Genomic DNA, 16,421 nt, shown 5'->3' on the forward strand with positions numbered 1-16,421 from the left:
GTGGACGCCGAACTGCGGATGATCGAGGGCAAACCCGTGCTGCGCTTCGAGCGCGTCCTGCGGCACTCGCCGGAGAAGGTCTGGCGGGTCGTCACCGATCCCGCCGAGATGAAGCACTGGTTCCCCGCCGAGGTCGACATCGACGGCGAGAAGATGCGCTTCACGTTCCCCGAGGCGGCACCGGTCGACGCCGACGGGGGCGAGGGCGAACTGCTCGAGTCCGACCCGCCGAAGGTCTTCGCCTTCCGCTGGCTGAACGACGTGCTGCGCTTCGAGATCCTGCCGCGCGAGGACGGCTGCCTGCTCGTCTTCACCGCGGTCGTCACGAACAGGCTGTCGGTCGGCCGCGACGCGCCGGGCTGGACCACCTGCCTGGACGCGCTGGTGGCCCACGCCGACGGCACGCCGTTCGAACCGCCGACGGAGTGGCTGTCGCGCATCGAGCACTACGTCCGGCTCTTCGGCCTCGACGAGGGCACCGACGAACCCGGCGGCGTGCGCTTCACCCGCGACCTGGTCTGGACACCGCTCGACGACGTCTGGCAGGTCCTCACCGAAGGCACCGAGAACACCGTGCCGGCCCGCGCCGCCCACCCCGGCCTCACACCGGGCAGGGTCACGAGGTCCGAGGCACCGCACCTGCTGGAGTACGAGTGGCTCCAGGACGGCGAGCCGAAGGGCAAGGTGCGCTGGGAGTTCGAGCACGTGCCGTTGCAGGGCACCACGGTCACGCTCGTCCAGGAGAACGCCCACGGCCCCGAGGCGCTCGCGGCCTGGCACGTGCACCTGGAGCTGTTCTTCGCGGCCACGCAGGGCGAGATCCGCTGCCCGTGGCCGGCGGACCGGGAGGAGGAACTGACCCGGCGCTACGCCGAGCGCTGACCAGGACCCCGGGCGCGGCCGTCGCGCAACGGCCGCGCCACCGGGTCAAGCGTGCTGCACGCGGTCGACGAGACAGGCCCAGTCCGGCACACACCGCCGCCCGAGCCGTTTCGCCGTCCGCAGTTCGTGCGCCATCACGGCGAGCCGCCGGTCGCGCGGGTCGGGCGCGAGGTCCTCCAGCCGCTGCACGTCGTCCGCGCTCAGGCGGAAGCTGACGAGCTTGGTCGAGTCGACCTTCGCGATCGCCCACCAGCAGGACGCCGCCGCGTAGTCGCAGCCCAGCGTCCGGAACTGGTCCTCGGCGTCGAGGAGGTCGCGCACCGCCTCCGGCTTCTCGCGGGTGGCGAGCAGCAGGTCGGCACGCACCTGCAACGACCTGGCGACCACCTCGGGATACTCCGCGGTGGTGATGACGTTCGAGACGAGTTCCTTGCCCTCGTTGTACTTCCGCGCCGCGAAGCACAGCCGTGCCTGCAGGACGGTGAGCCAGTGGTACGGCTCGGTGCCCGGCGTCAGCAGGCCCTCGGCCACCGCCGCGCTCTCCCCCGCGGCCACCAGCAGGTCTCGTTCACCCGTCATCTCGTACCGCAGCAACTGCTTCTCCGCGTGCAGCGAGGCGCACACCCCGACCTCCTCGCTGGTCGGCCCGCAGATGGAACGGAACGACGTCGTCGCGAGGATCAGCAGATGCTCGCAGTTGCGCAGGTAGAACTCGCGGTCGTACGGCAGCGCCTCCATCGCCATGTGCAGGAAGACCCGCGCATGGGCACGCTGTCCGCGCGCGGCCGTGGACAGGTCGCGGTACTTCTTCGCGATCTGCGTCCCCTCCTCGGCCACCGAGGCCGCCTGACTGAAACGGTGCTCCCGCAACAGATGCCACGCCTTCCCCGAGACGAGCACCTTCGCCATCAGGGCACCTTCGCCCTTCAACGGCAACGTTGACGTGAGCGTCTTCAGGCACACCTGCGACAGCCGGCTGACGAGCTGCACGTCGCCGTGCGCCTTGGCGACACCGACGACCGAGTCGAACGACCTGGCGAGTTCGAGATCGCCTTCGCCCTGCTCCACCAGGTCGCGCGCGAGCCGGTACGCCAGCACGGACGACGGCGGATGCGCCTCCAGCGCGGCCAGCATCACCCTGCTCCGGTCCACCCCTTGTTCCACCTGCATCACTTCACCCCCGTTCCCCGCCTCGAGCGTGCCGAGACTGCGCACCAGTTCCTCAACGCCGTGCAGCGTGCCGGGATCGAACCGGTGGATCACCAGCTGCTGCAGCACGGACGGCAGCGTGTTCGCGTCGAAGTCCGGCGGTACCACCGGCACCACGGCACATCCGTCCGCGCCACCGTGGTGGTAGATCTTGTGCCGCACCAGCCCCGCTTCGTAGCGCACTCCCCTGCGCTCCATGAAGTCGTTGGACTGCAACGCTTTCAGATAGTCGTCGGACACGACGACGAGCACTGTGTTGTCCCGGACGGCGGTCTCCATCCAGGCCGGAATGGACAGCGGATGGATGACCGTGAGATCGCCGTCCCAGAGCACGTCGAGCCCGCGGGACCGCAACGCCCCCACCAGCGCCGAGGCGGCCGCACCTCCATCGCTACTGCTGTAGCTAACGAATATGGCCATCGCAGCGACCTCTCCCGTGCTGAGCTACGAGGGGGTACGTGCGAAATCTGGTGTCGTTGCACATGGTGCGCCTCCTGCGGCCGTGGTCGCTCGCCGGTCAGCGAGGACCGGTGCGGCGAGGAGCAATCACCCGAGCGGAACCTGGATGGCGGCACTCATCTGGGATCGAACGTCATAGGCTTGCCTACGGCGACATTGCCTCGCCTCATTGGACTGGGGTTCGGGTTGTGATCTGCCATCGGACGGGTGGCTGTTGGCGCAGCCACCCGCCCGGCCTCAGCGATTCAGGCCCCTCCTAGCTCTTTCAGTCGTCGTTCGATCACCTTCGGCGTCTCCTCAGCCGGCAGCGCGAAGCCCTCCAGCTGGATGAAGTAGTTCAGGAACTCCTTGAGCTCCGGCCCCGCCGTCATCAGCTCGTCGCGGCCGGGATGTTCGAGCAGCAGAGCGAAGTCCTCCTCCCCCTCGGAGAACTCGAGGATCGAGAACGAGCCCTTCATCGCCGGGTGGATGCCGGCGGAGAAGGGCAGGATCTGCACCGTCACGTGGTCCAGGGCCGCGACCTCCCTGATCCGCACCAACTGCCGGCGAAGCACACCCTCGTTGCCGATCACCCTGTGCAGGACCGACTCGTCGAGGATGATCGAGATCTCGGGACCGTCCGGATCCAGCACCGACTGGCGGTGCATCCGGATCTCCACACCGCGCTCGACGGCAGCGTCCGGGTTCCCATAGCTCTTGACCAACGCGTGCGCGTAGTCCGGCGTCTGCAGCAACCCGGACACCACGTTGAGCTGACTCTGCCGAATGCGGACGGCAGCGGTCTCCAGCTCGACGTACTTCGCGAACTGCTCGCTGAACGAACCTCGGTACTTCTCCATCCACGCCGACTTCGACTGCCGGATCGCCCTGGTCATGCCCACCAGTTCGGCGACCCGGTCGTCGTCGCGCACCCCGTAGTGGAAGAGGAGCGCCTGCACGTCGGTGACAGAGATCTTGTTCTCCCCCTTTTCAATCCTGATCAGTTTCGAAACGGACCAGTCCATCGCGTCGGCAACGGCCTGCTGACTGAGACCGAGCTCGTCCCGCGTCTGCTTCAGTTCGCCGAGCAGGCGCTTCTGCAGTACGACGGGACTTTCCTTGCGGGGCAACGCCACTCCTCAATCTGCTAGGTAGCAGAATGGTAGCCCTCAATTGGAGGGACTCCACAATGGTTGGCCACCAATTGACCACTTTCAGAGAGAAAGATCGCAGAAAGCAGCCACGCAGATCAAATCGCGGACTCCATCAGAGTGGAGGGCGTCACCCGTTCGGCGTGCTCACGAACGAGCGAGGAGGACGAACGCGCGCCAACTCGCCGACGAGACCTCGAGCCGCTGACCGTCGCGGCACTTCGAGTCTCTGATCAACACCACATGGCCGTCACCCGCGCACTCGACGCAATTGCCGTCGCCGCTAGCGCTGTAGGTACTGCGTTTCCACGTGAGCTCCGCCGCCATTGGTCGCCCTCCCGGCAAGGTCCCCGACCCGACAAGGCCACACCTGAGCGTAGATCCACCAAGTTGATCGATCTACCGCCAGAGGTCGCCTTGTGGAACTTGTTGCCGTCACGTGGAATCAGAGCGTGGCGAACCGGTCTACACCAACGCCGCTGATGAGCAGGCGTTCCTTGCGGTTGCCGGTGAGCCGGGCGGTCCAGTCGACGAACCCGCCGTCGCCGATCTCCACGCCGTCGCGGAAGACCTTGAAGCACAGGCCTTTGTAGTAGCCGGTGTGCCGCGACGGGTCGGCAGGCAGGTCGCCGCGCACCACCTCGAACCGCGGATCCAGCACCGTCACGCGGAACTCGACGTCACCGCACGCCTCGCGCAGGAACGTGACGTGCTCGGCGAAGTGCTCGCGCTCGAAGGCGAGCGAGCCGCGGTCGCGGCCGGCCGACACCGCGGCGAACAACGTGAAGTGCGCGAACCTCCCTGCGCCACTGAACAACTGCGCCCGCACCACCCGCTGCACCGCGGCGAGGCGCACGTCGGCCGGGCCGGACTGGCGCAGCAGTGCGGCTTCCAGCGCCAGCGCGTTCGTCGGGTCGGCGGCGACCTCGGTGCCGCGCACGGTCGACAGGATGTTGTTCTGGTCCATCTCGGCCACGGCGGAGCACGTCCCCAAAGGCGCCACGGGAGCCAGTCCCAGCACGGAGAACGATGGCGGCAGCGCGGCCAGCAGTCTGTCCTCCGCCTTGCGCAGCAAGGGGAACGGCACCTCGGACGGCGCCACGAACCGGTCGGACCGGTACTGCCGCAACACGTCCGCGCCGGACAGCGCGCCGGCACGACGCCGCGTCAACGCCAGCAGGAAACTCGTCAGGTCGCTGCCGGACAGGCTCGCGAGACGGTCGAGCACGTCCTCGCCACCCACCGAACGCAGCACCCGCGCCAAGACACCCATGCAAACCATGATCCGCAGCCAAGCCAGCGGATTTCCGCGAGCGGGCAGCATCCAGCGCAACAGCAGAGCGAGTGCGAGAAAAAGTCGTGAAGAAATCCGGGCTGCCGTTGAACCGTTCTGAACCCCAGACGGCGCCTATCGGTTCTCGAACCGCGAAAACGCGGCGAAATGACGATCAGGCCGCGAGCACCTGGTAGCCCGCGCTGGTCAGTGCCGCGGGACCGGGACCGGTGCTGATCAGGCCCGCAGTCCTCAGGCGGAGTCCGGCGAACTGGTCGGCGCAGCACAGGCCGTCGACGAGCAGGGAGCTTCCGGCGATCTCGCAACGGCCGTCCGCCACTGCTCTGAGAACGGCGCGGTCGCGGTGGGTGAGCGATGAGTCGGTCATCTTCTTCTCCTAGCGCTTAAACCTCTACTTACTGATACGTCGAAGAAGAAGCTTTCGGTTCGACATCATCGGCAGAGAATTCCGCGCGCACCCCGAGAAGACGTACCGCCCGGCCGTGTTCGAAGCGGTCCAGCACCACCAGCGCGGCCGCCGCCAGCTCGTCGGCGGAGGAGGTCGGCGATGGCAGCTTCATCAGCCTCACCTTCGTGAAGAACGGCACGAACCGCACCTTCACGCCCACGCGCACTGCCGGGCGGCCCTCGGCGACCACGTCGAGCGCCACCTGATGTGCCAGCGCCACGACCTCGCGGCGGATGTCCTCCAGCGAGGAGAGGTCCTGCTGGAAGGTCTTCTCGTGCGACCGGGACTTCACGACCCACGGCGTCGCGCTCACGACCGTGTCACCGGCGCCCTGGGCGACCCCGCGGAAGTACGGCCCCATCCTCGGGCCGAACCGCGCCGCCAGCTCGTCGGCGGACGCCGTGGCCAGGTCCGTCACGGTCACGAGGCCGAGCTCGGCCAGCTTGCGCTCGGTCTTCGCGCCGATCCCCCACAGCGCGGACGTCGGCCGGTGGCCCATCACCTCGACCCAGTTGTCCCGCGTCAGCTGGAAGACGCCGGCGGGCTTGCCGAACTCGGTCGCGATCTTGGCCCGCAGCTTGTTGTCGCCGATGCCGACCGAGCAGTGCAGGCCCGTCGCCGCCAGCACCGCCGCCTGCACCGACCGCGCGAACTCGACCGGATCGTCCACGTCGACCCCGACGAACGCCTCGTCCCAGCCCATCACCTCGACGACCACGGGGAACGAGCGCAGCACGGCCATCACGTCCGCCGACGCGGCCTCGTACAGCGCGTGGTCCACCGGCAGGTAGACGGCGTCCGGCAGCTTCTTGAACGCGGTCCGCAACGGCAGGCCCGAACGCACGCCGAACTCGCGCGCCTCGTAGGACGCGGTGGCCACGACCGCGCGTTCGGTCGGGTCGCCGTTGCCGCCGACCACCACGGGCCTGCCGCGCAACGACGGGTCGCGCAGCACCTCGACCGCCGCGATGAACTGGTCGAGGTCCACGTGCAGGACCCAGTCCGCCATGCTGGACAGTATGAAACGGTCGGCCGGAATCCTGCTCTTCAGACGACGCGAGCAGCTGGAGGTGCTTCTCGGGCACATGGGCGGCCCGTTCTGGGCCCGCAAGGACGCCGGCGCGTGGTCCGTGCCCAAGGGCGAGTACACCGAGGACGAGACGCCCGAACAGGCCGCGCGCAGGGAGTTCCAGGAGGAGCTCGGGCTGCCGGTGCCGGACGGCGAGCTGATCGAGCTCGGCGAGGCCAAGGGCTCCGGCAAGGTCATCACGGTCTGGGCGCTCGAGGGCGACCTGGATCCGGAGACCGTCACGCCGGGCACGTTCGAGATGGAGTGGCCGCCGAAGTCGGGTCAGAAGAAGAGCTTCCCCGAGGTCGACCGCGTGCAGTGGTTCAGCGTGGAAGAGGCGAGCGCGAAGATCGTCTCCGCGCAACGCCCCTTCCTCGAACGACTCACGGCCAAATAGAGTCGGCCCACCGGTAGTTGTCGATGAACGGGTTCCGGTTGCGCTGGTAGCTGTCGTAGATCACCTGGTTGCGGCGCTGCTCGGCCGCGTCCGGCGGATCCTGCAGGTTCCACTGCTTCAGCACGGACAGCTTGCCCATCAACGGCTGCGAGCCGTTGGACGTCGAGTTGTTGAGCTCCAGGTTCAGCTGGTCATCGCTCTCGTAACGCACGGCCATGTAGAAGAGCATCCGCGCGACGTCACCCTTCACGGCTGCCCGCGGCTCCCAGGAGTCGGTGTCGTAGCGGTTGCCGGGCGCTTCGGGGTGCGTCTGGGTGCCGCCGTTGTCGAAGTCCAGGTTGCCGCGGGCCCCGTTGACCGTGACGTCCTCCGGCCGCAGGTGGTGCAGGTCGGTGCCGGCACCCGCGCCGGTGCCGAAACCGCCGTGCGACTGGGGCCAGACGTGCTCGCGGTTCCAGTCGTCCTGGTCACCGCCGTTCGCGGACTTCGCGCGGGAGACGCCGCTGTACAGCAGAACGACGTTCGCCGAGTTGTTCGGATCCTGGTCGGTGACCTTCAGCGCCTCCCAGACCTGCGTGTAGTCCAGCTTGGTCTGGTTGCGAATGATCGAGTTCAGCGCCGACTTCAACGCCGCGCCCGTCTTGTCGCAGGCCGTCGCGTAGTACGCGAGGCAGTTCGCGGGCGGTGCGCTGGTGGTCGTGGTCGTGGTCGTGGTCGGTGGAGTCGTGGTGCTGGTCGGCGGCGTCGTGCCGGCGAACGCGAACGCCGTCGACGAGGTCAGACCGGGGTGCGAGAAGTACGCGCTCAACGAGCCCGTGACGTCGATCTGCCTGCCCAGCAGCGACGGGTTCGTCTTCATGCCCCACGAGGCGCGGAACGCCGAGGGGATCTGCACGTAGACCATGTTCGACGTGCTGGTCGTGGACGCCGAGTCGGCCAGCGCCAGCGCGTAGTCGTTGGGATAACCCGAACGGATGACGGTCGTCGTGGCCGTGGGTTGGCCTACGACATAGCCGCGGACAGTCGCCGACGACCCGTTCTGGGTCGCGATGGCCTGCGCCACGGTGAGCGGAGCTGCTGCGACAGCGGCGGTCGACCCGTAGAGGCCGACCGCCGCAAGCAAAGCTACGACTAAGGCAAGTGGACTCCACCGCGCCATGAGCACTCCCCGATCGTGTGGGTGTTTTGCACACGATCGGTGTACATGGTCAACGGATGGTTAACGAGGGGTCACGGCACCAGGACCACCTTGCCGGTGGTGCGGCCGGACTCGACGAGCTCGTGCGCCTTCACGACGTCCGCCAGCGGCACCACGTGGTCGAGCTGCACCTTGAGCTGCGGCAACGCGGCCAGATCGGCACCGGAGGCGACGACGCCCATGAACAACTCGAACCGGATGCCGAGCTCCGAAGCTCGGTCAACGTCAAAACCCGGGTTGCCCGGGATGATCGACACGAGCACGCCACCGGGCTTCAGCACGCGGGCGGACCGCTCGGCGTACTCGCCGCCGACGGTGTCCAGCACGACGTCGACCGGCTCGATCTCGGTGAAGTCCTGGTTGCGGTAGTCGATCACCTCGTCCACGCCGAGCGAGCGCAGGAAGTCGTGCTTGGCCGCCGACGCCGTGCCGATCACGTACGCCCCCTGGGCCTTGGCGATCTGCACCGCGACGTGCCCGACCCCACCGGCGGCGGCGTGGACCAGCACGCGCTGGCCGGCCGACACACCGGCCCGCCCGATGAGCGTCTGCCAGGCGGTCAGCGCCACCATCGGCGTCGCGCCCGCCTGCTCGACGGTCAGCCACGACGGCCGTCGCACCAGGTCGGCGGCGTTCACCACGGCGTACTCGGCGTAACCACCGCCGGTGCCGGGGAAGGTCAGGAGGCCGTAGACCTCCTCACCGGCCGTGAACCCCTCGCCGTCCTGCTCGACGGTGCCCGCGACGTCCCAGCCCAGCGTGAACGGCGGCTGCCCGAGCGCGGGGAACCCGCCGGAACGGATGTAGGTGTCGACCGGGTTCACGGCCGCCGCACGCACCTTGACCAGCACCTGGCCCGGTCCGGGCACGGGCGTCGCCACCTCCGCGACCTCCAGCACGGACGCGTCGCCCACGGTCTTCTGCGTGATGACTCGCATGATGATCCCCTTCGAAGCTCTCGATGGGCACCATCTTGCAGTTAGCGCCAACTTCTAGAAAGTAGGCACTAACAGGTGACTAACTCTCCCGGAGATAAAGATCGCGAAGCAGGGCGACCTCCGCGAGGTGGTGGATCACCTCGCGGTTGATGTGCAGCACGAGGGTCGCCATCGGTTCCGCCGCGAACGGTCCCTCCGCCGGACCGACTGCCTTCGACAGATCGGCCTTGCGCGCGCCGGCCATCCACGTCTCGTAGGCGTCGTCCAGCTGCTTCAGCGCCTCGTCGGCACTGCGCGCGAACGGCCAGGTCGCGTAGTCGGCCGGCGGGCCGCCGAAGTGCGACGCGGACCGTTGCGCGAACACGCCCACGATGACGTGCGTCATCCGCCACGCGATCGTGGTGACCGGCGTCGGCTCGGGCGGCGGGTACTCCCAGTCGATCGAGCCCTCCCGGACTGTCCACGCGTCCGGCACTGGCTCCCAGAAGTACTCGGCGTCCGTCAGGCCCTCGAGCCGCGGCCGCGCCTGCACGTTCCAGTGGAACTCGAGCTGGTCCGTCAACTGCTTGTTCCAGTCCATGCCCCGACCGTAAATCCGTTTGCGGACAACCACCGCCCTGGAAACACTCGGCCGGTGGAAATCCGCACCTCACGCCCGGAAGACCTCCCCCAGGTCGAGAATCTCGTGGTCTCGCGCATGGATCCCAGCGACGGCGTCGACGCCCGGCTGCTGATGACCGACCCGGACGCGGGGTGCGACTGGGTCGGGGTGGCCGACGACGACGGCCGGATCGTCTCCACCGTCACGCTGATGGACGAGACGGTGACGCTCGCCGGCGTCGACATCCCGGCGGGACAGATCGAACAGGTCGCCACCGACGTCGAGTACGAGGGCCGAGGCCTGGTGCGGCAGCTGATGGGCTGGGCGCACGACAGGTCTGCACGTCAGGGCCACCTGCTCCAGGTCATGATGGGCATCCCGTACTTCTACCGTCAGTTCGGCTACACCTACGCGATCCCGCTCAAGCAGACCAGGGCACTCGCGACGAAGCCCGAACCCGTTGCGGGACACACCATCCGGCTCGCGACCGAGGCGGACATCCCGGCGCTCGACCGCTTCCAGGAGCACGCGCAGCAGGGCATCGGACTGCGCATGGCCCACGGCACGCCGTGCTGGCGCTGGCTGCTCCACCGCACCGGCTCCCGCACGTGGATCGTCGAGCGGGACGGCACCCCCGTCGCCACCGGTCGCAGCACTCCCGAGGACGAGGGTGACGTCGTACTCGGCGAGATCGCCGGCATCGACGACGACGCCGTGAAAGCCGTGGTGGCGCTGGTGGACCCGGCCGAGGTCGTGGAACGGCTGCCCGTGCTGGAGGAGTTCCTGGCCCCGCGCGCCCCGAACCTGGAGCAGTACCTGGTGCGTCTCCCGGACGTGCCGGCACTGCTGGAACACCTGCGGCCGGTCTTCGCGCAACGCCTGCAGGGCCAGGAACCCGCCGACGTGCTGCTCGGGTTCTTCCGCACGCACGTCCGCTTCCACTGGGACGGCAAGGACATCGGTCCGTACGAGTGGGGCGGCACGCTGCTGGCCCCCGGTGCGCAAGGTGGCGCGGGAATCGCCCCGGACCATCTCGCGTCGCTGCTGTTCGGCCCGCACGGGATGGACGGCCTGCAACGGCTGTGCGCCGACGTCTACCCGGGCCCGAAGGCAGAGCTCATGTACGCGCTGTTTCCGCCGGTCACGAGCGATCTGCTGACCTTCTACCTGCCGTAACCCAGAATAAACCGAGCGCTCGGTCTAGTATTGGCGCTCATGACGACTGTGCAGGAGACCGCGGCGGTCCGGTACGGCATCTGGGTCGCGTGCCCGGCCGTCGGCGCGGCCGCGGGCTGGGGTCTCAAACTGGCGGCCGGATGGATCACAACGCTCGAGTGGTTCCCGTTCCAAGGCGTGTTCGAGCTGGTCACGGACATCCCGGAGCCCTGGGCGACGCTCGCCGCGCTGGCCGTCGGCGCGGTCGCGGGCTTCGTGTTCGCGTTGTTCTGGGCGAGCGAGATGATGTCGGTCGAGGTCTCGCAGAGCCGGATCACGCTGTGCAAGGGCGACAAGACGTTCGACTTCGGGCGGGGCGAGGTCGAGTCGGCGTTCGCGGACGGCAAGCAGCTCGTGCTGCTGGCGCCGAACGGCACCGAGCTGGCCCGCGAGACCTCCGACCTGAGCAGGGCCGAGCTCGCCAGGGCCTTCACCGAACAGGGCTACCGGTGGCGCGACGCGGACCCGTTCGCGAAGGAGTTCCGGATGTGGGTCGAGCACGCGCCCGAACTGCCGGCGGACGTGAACGCGCTGTTCACGGCCCGCCGGAAGGCCATCGCGAAGTACGAGAACGCGGAGGCCGCAGAATTGGCGCGGGAGATCCGCAAACGCGGCGTCTCCGTGCGGGACGAGAAGAAGAGGCAGTACTACAGGTGCGAACGGTAGACCCGGTCAAGCACGCGGAGAAGAAGCGGCACATCACCGACACCGCGGCGGGGTTGTTCGCGCAGAAGGGCTTCGAACGCACGACCGTCGCGGACATCTGCAGGGCCGCGGACATCAGCACCGGCAGCCTCTTCCACTACTTCCCCACCAAACGGGCGATCTTCCGCGAGATCTTCGTGCAGGACGCCGAGGACAACGCGGCCATGTTCGCCAGAGCGCGCGAGCTCAGCCCGTGGGACGGCGTCCGGCTGATGGTCGATCATCTGTGCGTACCCGCGCTCGACAGGTCCGTGGCCGGGCTGGTGCTGGAGGTCGTGGCGCAGGCCAGCCGCGACCCTGAGCTGTGGGAACTGGTCGGCCGCAACGAGCAGACCGTCCGCGACGAGCTGGCGGACCTGCTGCAACAGGCGCACGACGCCGGCCAGATCACCCTCCCGGTGAGCGCGCGGACGGCCGCGAGCTGGGCGCAGGGACTGGTCGACGGCCTGTTCGGCAGGCTGATCGACCCTGACTTCGACGCGAACGAACAGGTGAGCACCCTCCGGTTGATCCTTTCCCGATTCGTGGGTGCTGAAGCACCATGAGGGCATGGCCTACGACGTCGCAGCGGTCCGCGCTCACTTCCCCGCTCTGCGCGAGGGCGCCGCGCACTTCGACGGGCCCGGCGGCGCGCAGGTGCCCGACGTCGTGGGCGAGGCGGTCAGGAACACGCTGACCTCGGCGATCTCGAACCGGGGCAGCGTCACGGCCGCCGAACGCCGGTCAGAGGAGATCGTCCAGACCGCACGGCGCACGATGGCGGAGTTCCTCAACGCCGGCAGCATCGTGTTCGGGCGCAGCATGACCCAGCTGACCTACGACTTCGCCCGCACGCTGTCGAAGAACTGGCGGCCGGGCGACGAGATCATCGTGACCAGGATCGACCACGACGCGAACATCAGGCCGTGGGTGCAGGCCGCCGAGGCCGCACGGGCCACGGTGCGCTGGGCGCCGTTCGACCGCACGACCGGTGAGCTGCCCGTCGAGTCGGTCACGAAGCTGCTGTCCGACCGCACCCGCGTCGTCGCGATCACGGCGGCGTCGAACCTGCTCGGCACGCGTCCGGACGTCGCGGAGATCGCGCGGGCGGCGCACGAGATGGCGGCGTTCGTCTACGTCGACGGCGTGCACTACACACCGCACGTGCCGGTCGACGTCGAGGCGTTGGACGCCGACTTCTTCGTGTGCTCGCCGTACAAGTTCCTCGGCCCGCACCTCGGCGTGCTGGCGGCGGCGCCGGAGCTGCTGGAGACGTTGCGGCCGGACAAGCTGCTGCCGTCGACCAACGCCGTGCCGGAGCGGTTCGAGCTGGGCACGCTGCCGTACGAGCTGCTGGCGGGGACGACCGCGGCGGTCGAGTTCATGCGGGGGCTCGAAGGGCTGGAGGAGCACGAGCTCGGCCTGCGCGAGCAGCTGGAGACCGGGCTGAAGGAGCTCGGCGTGCGCATCTACAGCAAGGCCTCGTCGCGCACGCCGACCGTGCTGTTCTCCGTCGACGGGCTGGACCCGGCCGAGGTGTACCGGCGGCTCGGGGCCGAGGGCGTGAACGCGCCCGCCGGCCACTTCTACGCGCTCGAGTGCTCGCGGTGGCTCGGCCTGGGCGACAAGGGTGCCGTGCGGGCGGGCATCGGGCCGTACACCGACGAGTCCGATGTGGACCGTCTGCTCCAGGCCGTGGCCAGGCTCAGATGAACAGGACCAGCGCGGCGTAGACCGCGCCGACCAGCACGCTGATGTTGAGCCTGCGCGTCACGCGTTCGCCGGGGTGTTCGGAGATCAACGACCGGGCGCGCGCCCACATCAGCTTCTCGCCCGCCTCCTTGTCCGGCAGGTGCGGTGTGGTGAGAACGTCGCCGTGCGGTCCGAACGCGAGCATGAGCTGCGGCCCGGACCGGCGCACGCCGTGCAGCTGCGCCCACGGCACGCGATAGGTGAAGATGCCGGTGTAGAGCACGACCGAGCCGTGGTCGAGGCGCAGCATCGGCTGGAACCGCGTCACCGCCGACAACACGCACTGCACGCCGAGCAGCCCGAGCACGATGAGGTCCGGGTAGTACTTCAGCGCGATCAACGCACCGGCGGCGCCGAGCAGCAGCGCCACGCCCTCGACCCGGCGGCGGTCCCCCGGCCAGATCGCGTGCGGAAGCTCGACGGGCGTGCCCGCCGTGACCGGCTCGCCCGGCAGGTGTGCACTGTGGACGGTGTGGCGCGGGCGCACCCTGCTCAGCGTCGCGGTCGCCACGACCTCACCCTCGACCAGCAGCGCCACCTGCCCGCCGTGGTGCCACTCGCCCGCGACGAGCACCTCGGCCGGGTCGAGCTGCAGCGGCTGGTCCTCCTCGCCGCGCCACACCCGGCCGAACTCCTCGGTGTCGTGGTAGAGCGGCTCCTCCAGCCCCAGGTCGGCGAGCGTGGCCACCGTCGCGATGTCCTTCTTGCCGTACCGCAACAGGATCCGCCGCGGTCCGACCATGTGCGCCTGCACCCGGATCGCCTTCACCGGCCCCGTCCACAACGCACGGCGGCGGCGTTCCCGCGCGGCCAGCATGAGCGCGAAGAACACGGCGGCGCCACCGATGGTCAGCCACCACGTGACGTCCTCGGGCTCGTTCTCCATCTGCACCCACGTGCCGTCCGCGAGCACCGGCACGTCGTCACCGACCCGGTAGGACTCGGGCGCGAGCGGCTGGAACGCGGCGCGCTGCCTGTCCGGCAGCTCCACCCACACCTCGTAGGTGTCCTTGATCTCGACGACCTCGGCCTGGACGCGGCTGGCGTTCGCGATGTGCTGCTCGATCGCGTCGTTGGTGAGGCTGTACTGCACGAACGTCAGGAACCCGAAGACGACCAGCAGCACCGCGATGATGCGCAGAACCCCGCGCTGCGGTGGCATGTCCGGCAACGAGACGAGGCCGGCGCCCGCCGCCTCGTGCTGGTCCGCACGCGACCTGAGCGTCCACGCCCCCACCAACGCACACGCGGCGGCGTGCAGCCCGAACGCCACGTTGGCCGTCGCGCTGCCGTCGAGCGCGATGTCCATCGCACCGAACAGGATGCCCATCGCACAGCCCGTGAGCACGCGGTTGAACAGCAGCAGCAACGGCGTCGCCAGCAGCGGCACCACCGCGAGGGAGAACAGCGGATCCGGCAGACACGGCTGGGCGGCCGTGCACGGCGCCTCGTTCGCGCTCACGGCGAAGTAGAAGGCGACGATCCACCCACCGACGAGCCCGACCTTGGTCACCCACCACGGAACCGCGGCTGCTTGCCAGCGCTGGACGTCCACGGGACCGATCATGACACGTTCATTGCTCCGAACGGCGCGATTCCCGGTTGAACAAGTGGGTATCCGCAGCTCACCTAGTAGGAGGTGGACATGCTGGCCATCATCGCGGCGGTCTCGTTCGGCCTCGCCCTGATCCTGGACCTGGCGAAGGCCGCACTCGGTGACGTGATCACCGTCAACACGCTGGTCGTGCTCGGACTGTTGCTGCTCGCATTGCACATGGCCGGTATCGGCTCGCGCTCGGTCAACTGGCGCCGTGCCCGCAGGTAGGACCGTTGAACGCCCCACCGAGCTGCCCAAGGCCGCTTGGTGGGGCGTTCTCAAACGGACGGTCAAGGAGTTCGGCGACGACAACCTGACGGACTGGGCGGCCGCGCTCACCTATTACGCGGTGCTGTCGCTGTTCCCCGGGATCATCGTGCTGACGTCGGCGCTCGCCCTGATGGGCGACACGACGACGCAGGAGCTCCTGAAGTACGTCGACCAGGTCGCCCCCGGTGAGGCCGGCACCCTGGTGAAGTCGTCCATCGAAGAGCTGCAGAAGAGTCAGAACGCCGCGAGCCTGCTGGGCATCATCGGTCTGCTGACTGCGCTCTGGACCGCGTCCGGTTATCTCGGTGCGTTCATGCGCGCGTGCAACGCCATGTACGACGTCGAGGAAGGTCGGCCGTTCTGGAAGACGGTGCCGTTGCGGCTCGGGCTCACGCTCGGCGCGGTGGTGCTGGTGTCGCTCACGCTCGGCGCGCTCGTGCTGACCGGCGGGATCGCGGACACGGTCGGCAACGCCATCGGGCTCGGCGACACCGTGGTCACCGTGTGGGACATCGCGAAGTGGCCGGTCATCCTGCTGCTCGTGAGCCTGGCGCTCGCGGTCCTGTACTGGGCCGCGCCGAACGCCCGGCAGCACGGCTTCCGCTGGGTCAGCCCCGGCAGTCTCCTCGCGATCGTGCTGTGGTCGCTCGCGACCGTCGGCTTCGCCGTCTATGTGGCGAACTTCGCGTCCTACAACAAGACCTACGGCTCGCTGGGCGGCGTGATCGTCTTCCTGGTGTGGCTGTGGATCTCGAACATCGCCGTGCTGCTCGGCGCCGAGTTCGACGCGGAGCTGGAGCGCGGCAGGCGGATCACCGAGGGCGAGCCGGACCCCTCACCCGAGCCGCGTGATCTCGCCGGGTAGGTCCGCCTCGACCGCCGTCCACACGCCGTCGGGCCCTGCCTCGATGCGTTCGCTCGTGTCACCGGGAACGAGCACCCACAGCTGGTCCTTCTTGGACAGCCACACCACGCCGATGCCGTCCGCCCGCGAGCTCGTGGCGTACTCGTAGGACTTGCGGAACACGTCACCGCCGTTGCGGTCGGTCACCCGCACCTCGCTCGCGCTCTCGGCGTGCGCGACGAACTTGCCGCTCGGCGACTGCTTGGGTGCGCCGGGGCGGGCGAACCGGTCCTCGGCGTCGCCTCCGCAGCCGGTCAGGAGCAGGAGGGCGGCCAGTGCCGCCACGACCCTCATGACCGCTCGTTGCGGGAATTGCCGTACGTCATACCGCCAAAGGTAGCTAGCGTGATCTTCTATGCGGAGTGTTCTGGAAG

The 16,421-nt window shown here is 68.7% G+C and carries 19 protein-coding genes; 8 read left to right on the plus strand and 11 right to left on the minus strand.

Annotation, left to right across the window (positions count from 1 at the left end; genetic code table 11):
* Entirely contained in the window at positions 1–882 is an 882-nt protein-coding gene (locus tag ACSHWB_RS03325; protein ID WP_439660613.1) for an SRPBCC domain-containing protein, read from the plus strand.
* Between the two features lie 45 nt (positions 883–927).
* On the opposite strand, the gene ACSHWB_RS03330 is transcribed toward ACSHWB_RS03325, so the two are convergent.
* From ACSHWB_RS03330 to ACSHWB_RS03355, 6 genes are all read right to left on the minus strand, one after another.
* The gene (locus ACSHWB_RS03330; protein ID WP_439660614.1) at positions 928–2,511 is read right to left on the minus strand and encodes a TIR domain-containing protein; all 1,584 of its coding nucleotides are present in this window, start codon (positions 2,509–2,511) and stop codon (positions 928–930) included.
* Positions 2,512–2,795: 284 nt separating this feature from the next.
* Positions 2,796–3,659 carry a helix-turn-helix domain-containing protein gene (locus ACSHWB_RS03335; protein ID WP_439660615.1) on the minus strand — a complete coding sequence of 288 codons (864 nt, stop codon included), beginning with the start codon at positions 3,657–3,659 and terminating at the stop codon, positions 2,796–2,798.
* 168 nt (positions 3,660–3,827) lie between these two features.
* Entirely contained in the window at positions 3,828–4,007 is a 180-nt protein-coding gene (locus tag ACSHWB_RS03340) for a DUF397 domain-containing protein (protein WP_439660616.1), read from the minus strand.
* Between the two features lie 118 nt (positions 4,008–4,125).
* A complete protein-coding gene (locus tag ACSHWB_RS03345) occupies positions 4,126–4,953 on the minus strand; it encodes a hypothetical protein (RefSeq protein WP_439660617.1) in 828 nt (275 codons plus the stop codon).
* Positions 4,954–5,128: 175 nt separating this feature from the next.
* Positions 5,129–5,341 carry a hypothetical protein gene (locus ACSHWB_RS03350; RefSeq protein ID WP_439660618.1) on the minus strand — a complete coding sequence of 71 codons (213 nt, stop codon included), beginning with the start codon at positions 5,339–5,341 and terminating at the stop codon, positions 5,129–5,131.
* Positions 5,342–5,369: 28 nt separating this feature from the next.
* Positions 5,370–6,431 carry a DNA polymerase IV gene (locus ACSHWB_RS03355; RefSeq protein ID WP_439660619.1) on the minus strand — a complete coding sequence of 354 codons (1,062 nt, stop codon included), beginning with the start codon at positions 6,429–6,431 and terminating at the stop codon, positions 5,370–5,372.
* 10 nt (positions 6,432–6,441) lie between these two features.
* On the opposite strand from ACSHWB_RS03355, the gene ACSHWB_RS03360 reads away from it, so the two are divergent.
* Positions 6,442–6,888 carry an NUDIX domain-containing protein gene (locus ACSHWB_RS03360; RefSeq protein WP_439660620.1) on the plus strand — a complete coding sequence of 149 codons (447 nt, stop codon included), beginning with the start codon at positions 6,442–6,444 and terminating at the stop codon, positions 6,886–6,888.
* Here the strand turns inward: ACSHWB_RS03360 and ACSHWB_RS03365 are convergent.
* The 3 genes from ACSHWB_RS03365 to ACSHWB_RS03375 all read right to left on the minus strand — a co-directional run bounded on the left by ACSHWB_RS03365 (position 6,875) and on the right by ACSHWB_RS03375 (position 9,604).
* The gene (locus ACSHWB_RS03365; protein WP_439660621.1) at positions 6,875–7,951 is read right to left on the minus strand and encodes an endonuclease; all 1,077 of its coding nucleotides are present in this window, start codon (positions 7,949–7,951) and stop codon (positions 6,875–6,877) included. The two genes, ACSHWB_RS03360 and ACSHWB_RS03365, sit on opposite strands and share 14 nt — an antisense overlap.
* A gap of 167 nt (positions 7,952–8,118) precedes the next feature.
* Positions 8,119–9,024 (minus strand): NADP-dependent oxidoreductase, encoded by a 906-nt coding sequence (locus ACSHWB_RS03370; protein WP_439660622.1) that lies wholly within the window; start codon positions 9,022–9,024, stop codon positions 8,119–8,121.
* Between the two features lie 79 nt (positions 9,025–9,103).
* Positions 9,104–9,604 carry a DinB family protein gene (locus ACSHWB_RS03375; protein ID WP_439660623.1) on the minus strand — a complete coding sequence of 167 codons (501 nt, stop codon included), beginning with the start codon at positions 9,602–9,604 and terminating at the stop codon, positions 9,104–9,106.
* 54 nt (positions 9,605–9,658) lie between these two features.
* Here ACSHWB_RS03375 and ACSHWB_RS03380 point away from each other — a divergent pair, with 54 nt between their 5' ends.
* Genes ACSHWB_RS03380 through ACSHWB_RS03395 form a run of 4 tightly spaced genes read left to right on the plus strand, consistent with a single transcriptional unit; the run spans position 9,659 to position 13,237 of the window.
* Positions 9,659–10,801, plus strand: a complete 1,143-nt coding sequence (locus ACSHWB_RS03380) for a GNAT family N-acetyltransferase (protein ID WP_439660624.1) — start codon at positions 9,659–9,661, stop codon at positions 10,799–10,801.
* 39 nt (positions 10,802–10,840) lie between these two features.
* A complete protein-coding gene (locus ACSHWB_RS03385) occupies positions 10,841–11,506 on the plus strand; it encodes a YqeB family protein (RefSeq protein WP_439660625.1) in 666 nt (221 codons plus the stop codon).
* Complete coding sequence (locus ACSHWB_RS03390) at positions 11,494–12,090, plus strand: TetR/AcrR family transcriptional regulator (protein WP_439660626.1); 597 nt, start codon at positions 11,494–11,496, stop codon at positions 12,088–12,090. Before ACSHWB_RS03385 ends, ACSHWB_RS03390 begins: the two co-directional genes overlap by 13 nt.
* 4 nt (positions 12,091–12,094) lie before the next feature.
* On the plus strand, positions 12,095–13,237 hold the full coding sequence (locus ACSHWB_RS03395; protein WP_439660627.1) for a cysteine desulfurase-like protein: 1,143 nt from the start codon (positions 12,095–12,097) through the stop codon (positions 13,235–13,237).
* Here ACSHWB_RS03395 and ACSHWB_RS03400 read toward each other — a convergent pair.
* The gene (locus ACSHWB_RS03400) at positions 13,230–14,843 is read right to left on the minus strand and encodes a hypothetical protein (protein WP_439660628.1); all 1,614 of its coding nucleotides are present in this window, start codon (positions 14,841–14,843) and stop codon (positions 13,230–13,232) included. The genes ACSHWB_RS03395 and ACSHWB_RS03400 overlap by 8 nt on opposite strands.
* Before the next feature lie 78 nt (positions 14,844–14,921).
* Between ACSHWB_RS03400 and ACSHWB_RS03405 the strand changes: the two genes are divergently transcribed.
* Positions 14,922–15,101, plus strand: coding sequence for a hypothetical protein (locus ACSHWB_RS03405; protein ID WP_439660629.1), 180 nt, complete (start codon positions 14,922–14,924; stop codon positions 15,099–15,101).
* On the plus strand, positions 15,088–16,008 hold the full coding sequence (locus tag ACSHWB_RS03410; protein ID WP_439660630.1) for a YihY/virulence factor BrkB family protein: 921 nt from the start codon (positions 15,088–15,090) through the stop codon (positions 16,006–16,008). The genes ACSHWB_RS03405 and ACSHWB_RS03410 overlap by 14 nt, the downstream gene beginning before the upstream one ends.
* Here the strand turns inward: ACSHWB_RS03410 and ACSHWB_RS03415 are convergent.
* Positions 15,979–16,341: a hypothetical protein gene (locus tag ACSHWB_RS03415; RefSeq protein ID WP_439660631.1), complete on the minus strand. Its 363-nt coding sequence runs from the start codon at positions 16,339–16,341 to the stop codon at positions 15,979–15,981. The two genes, ACSHWB_RS03410 and ACSHWB_RS03415, sit on opposite strands and share 30 nt — an antisense overlap.
* Positions 16,342–16,421: the final 80 nt, after the last annotated feature.

It is taken from the genome of Lentzea sp. HUAS TT2 (assembly GCF_051853195.1).
Classification (GTDB): domain Bacteria; phylum Actinomycetota; class Actinomycetes; order Mycobacteriales; family Pseudonocardiaceae; genus Lentzea.